Annotated in this window: 4 protein-coding genes; all 4 read right to left on the reverse strand. The window is 65.6% G+C overall.

What is annotated here, in order from left to right:
- Positions 1 to 842 (reverse strand): cation transporter (locus JXA24_03130; protein MBN1282750.1); only part of this gene is annotated, 842 nt, incomplete at its 3' end.
- 44 nt (positions 843 to 886) lie between these two features.
- Complete coding sequence (gene recR, locus JXA24_03135) at positions 887 to 1,474, reverse strand: recombination protein RecR (protein MBN1282751.1); 588 nt, start codon at positions 1,472 to 1,474, stop codon at positions 887 to 889.
- Between the two features lie 2 nt (positions 1,475 to 1,476).
- The gene (locus JXA24_03140; GenBank protein ID MBN1282752.1) at positions 1,477 to 1,791 is read right to left on the reverse strand and encodes a YbaB/EbfC family nucleoid-associated protein; all 315 of its coding nucleotides are present in this window, start codon (positions 1,789 to 1,791) and stop codon (positions 1,477 to 1,479) included.
- A gap of 54 nt (positions 1,792 to 1,845) precedes the next feature.
- Positions 1,846 to 3,504, reverse strand: coding sequence for a DNA polymerase III subunit gamma/tau (gene dnaX, locus JXA24_03145; protein ID MBN1282753.1), 1,659 nt, complete (start codon positions 3,502 to 3,504; stop codon positions 1,846 to 1,848).
- Positions 3,505 to 3,566: the final 62 nt, after the last annotated feature.

Raw genomic sequence — 3,566 nt, forward strand, 5'->3', positions numbered from 1 at the left:
GTATGCACCATGACGTGCGAGTCGGGGATCGCGTGCATGATGTCGGCGATGATCTGCTCGGTGAGCAGGTGCGCCTCCTCGAAGGAGAGGGTGCGGTCGACCTCCAGGTGGAACTCGATGTGCTTCTCCTGGCCCACCATGCGCGTTCGCAGCCTGTGGTAGCCCCTGACTCGCGGGCTGTGGGCGCGCACGCAATGTTCGATCTCGAAGAGCATCTCCCTGGGGAGCGAGCGGTCCATGAGCGGCGAGATCGAGTCCTTTGCGATCCGTATCGCGGAGGCGGCGATGTAGAGCGAGATGAGGATGGAGATGATGGGATCGGCGTTCTTCACATGGCCCCATCGCTCGAGGCCGAGAGCGACCAGCACGCCGGTGTTGGTCCACACGTCGGAGCCGTAGTTCAAGGCGCTCGCGGCCAGCGCGGTCGAGTTCGTGCACTCGCCGGTCCTTCGGAGCATGCGGGCCAGCAGCGAGCTCGCAACGAGCGCGACCACGATCATGCCGAGGCCCAGCTCCTCGTCCTTAAGCACATATCCGTCGATGATCCGGTGCGAGGACTGCCAGATGAGGAACGTTGCCGAGACCGCGATGAGGGTCGCCTGGACGAGGCCGGCTATGGCCTCGGCCTTGCCGTGGCCGAACTGGTGCTTGTCATCTGCCGGCATATCCGAGGTGCGCACGGCGGCGAACCCGATCGTCATGGAGATGATGTCCATGAGCGAGTCGAGCGCCGAGGCCAGCACCGCCATGGACATGGTGATAAGCCCCACGGCTATCTTCGCCAGGGTGAGCGCCGTGGAGGCGCCGAGCGCGGTGAGCATTGCGCGGGACTTCGCGTTCATGCGGGGCATTATCGTGTTCCGGGGGGTGAAATGCAAGCCGGGGCTCAGATCTCCCGGCGTTCTTCCAGGGCCCGGGAGAGGGTGGATGCGTCGATGTACTCGAGGTTGCCGCCGACCGGGATGCCGCTGGCGAGCCTCGTGATGCGTATGCCGGTGGGCCTGATGAGCCTGGAGAGGTAGAGCGCCGTGGCCTCCCCCTCGACTGAGGCGTTTGTCGCGACGATCACCTCCGAGACGCCGCCCGACTCGAGCCTGCGTATGAGCTCCGCCACCTTTATGTCGTCGGGGCCGATCCCGTCCAGCGGCGAGAGGGCGCCGTGCAGGATGTGGTAGCGTCCGCGGAACGAGTGCGTGCGCTCCACCGCCATGACGTCCGAGGGCTCCTCGACCACGCAGATAACGTCCTGGATGCGGCGGGAGTCGCCGCAGATTCCGCACGGGTCGCGCTCGGTGAGGTTCTGGCACTCGGAGCAGAGGCGGACCTTCTCCTTCACGTCCGCGAGCGCGCCGGAGAGCGCCTCCGCGTACTCCCTCGGCTGCCTGAGGATGAAGAAGGCGAGCCTCTGGGCCGTGCGCTCGCCTATGCCCGGGAGCTTGGCCAGCTCGTGTATCAGCCTGTCGATCGGAGTCATGGTCACCCGAACATCCCGCCCAGTCCCCCTAAGCCCCCCATCATGCCGGAGAGCTCGGACTGCATCGCCTCGCTGGATCTCTTGAACGCCTCGTTGACCGCTGCGGTCACAAGGTCCTCGAGCATCTGCACGTCGGAGCCACCCGCCACGGAGGGGTCAATGGAGAGCTTGATCAGCTCGTGCCTGCCGTTGACGGCCGCCGTGACCATGCCTCCCCCTGCGGAGGCCTCGAAGGTCCTCTTGGAGAGCTCCTCCTGCTTTTTGGCCATCTCCGACTGGAGCGCCTGCGCCTGCTTCATTATGGATTTCATGTCCATCTTGTTGACTCCTGTGATATCACCACTCACCACTCACCACTCACAGATGTCCCTTTACCTGAAGTTTGTTTTGACGTCGTGCAGCTTTGCGCCCAGTATGTCGGCAGCCTGCCGCACGATGTCGTCGCTGAGAGCCTCCTTCACCAGGGCGCTCTTGTCCCCGGCCTTGTCATGCCTCTTCGCGGCGTCTTTGGTCGCCGCCTCGGAGCTGATCGCGATCCTCATTGGCCGCTTGAAGAACGCGGCCATGAGCCCCTCCACCGAGGTCTTGCGTTCCTCCTCCGCGAGCATGTCCGCGAAGTGCGGGTTGTCGAACCTGATCTTTGCGCAGTCGGCAGAGAGCGATTCGAGCGAGCCCTGCTGGACGATCGCCGCGGCCTGCGGCTTCTCGGTCACGAGCCAGCGCATGAACTCCTGCCAGCGCCTCTCCACCTCCATGTCGACCGGCTCGAAGGCGAGATCGGACGGCGCTGCTTCCGCGTCGTACTCCGCTTCGGCGGCCGCCATCTCGCGCCTCGGCTCAGGCGCCGGCGCGGATGGTGCGGGCGCAGGCGCGGGCGCGGCCCCGGCCCCTTCGTCGAGCAGGGCGTCGAGCCTCGCCACCACCTCCGCTATCGGCTGCGCGGGGCCGATCCGGCACATCCTCATGAGGCCCACCTCGAGCAGCATCTTCGGGAACGGCGAGTGTGAGAGCTGCTCCGCTATCCCGTACCACGTGGAGAACATCTGGTGGAGGAGAGTGGCGTCCGCCCCGTTCGCCAGCTTGAGGAGGATATCGGACTCCTCGGAGGTGAGGTCCAGGCTCACGCGCTCCCCTTTGCATTCGGCGAGCACCAGCAGGTGCCTCAGCACCTCCAGCACGTCGCCCGCGAACCTGGCGAGGTCGGCGCCGGTGGAGAATATCTCGTCGAGCGCGGCCAGCGCCCGCGCCGGGTCCCTCGCCAGTACCGCCTCCACGGTGCCGAAGAGCAGCGCGCGGTCGAGGAAGCCCAGCATCCCCTTCATCGACTCGTAGCTTATCTGCCTGCCCGAGTAGGCGATCGCCTGGTCGAAGAGCGACTGGGCGTCGCGCAGGCTCCCGGTGGCCTCCCGCGCGATCAGCCTGAGCGCGTCGTCCTCGATGGAGACCGACTCCTGCGAGGCTATGCGCGAGAGGGCGGAGGAGATGAGCGGGGCCGGTATCCGCCTGAAGTCGTGCCTCTGGCAGCGGGAGAGTATGGTCGCGGGGAGCCTGTGGGACTCGGTGGTGGCGAACATGAACACGACGTGCGGCGGCGGCTCCTCGAGGGTCTTGAGCAGCGCGTTGAACGCCGCGGTGGAGAGCATGTGGACTTCGTCGATGATGTAGATCTTGTAGCGGCAGGAGGAGGGCACGTACTTCACGCGCTCGCGTATCTCGCGCACTTCGTCCACGCCGTTGTTGGACGCGCCGTCGATCTCCTGAACGTCGAGCGAGCGGCCGTCTGTGATCTCGCGGCAGGGCCCGCACTCGCCGCAGGGCTCGAACTCGCGGGCGCTTTCGCAGTTGAGCGCCTTGGCGAAGAGGCGCGCCACGGTGGTCTTGCCCACGCCGCGGACCCCGGTGAAGAGGTAGGCGTGGTGGATCCTCCCCTGGGCGAGGGCGTTCTTGAGGGTCGTGGTGATGTGGTCCTGGCCCACCACCTCGGAGAATTTCTGCGGCCTGTATTTTCTGGCGAGTACCTGGTAGCTCATATGATCCGTAACTAGTGACTGGTGACTGGTGACTGGCGGTAATGAACGGGTCATCCTGGTTA

This window comes from Pseudomonadota bacterium, from assembly GCA_016927275.1.
In the GTDB taxonomy this organism is placed as follows: domain Bacteria; phylum UBA10199; class UBA10199; order 2-02-FULL-44-16; family JAAZCA01; genus JAFGMW01.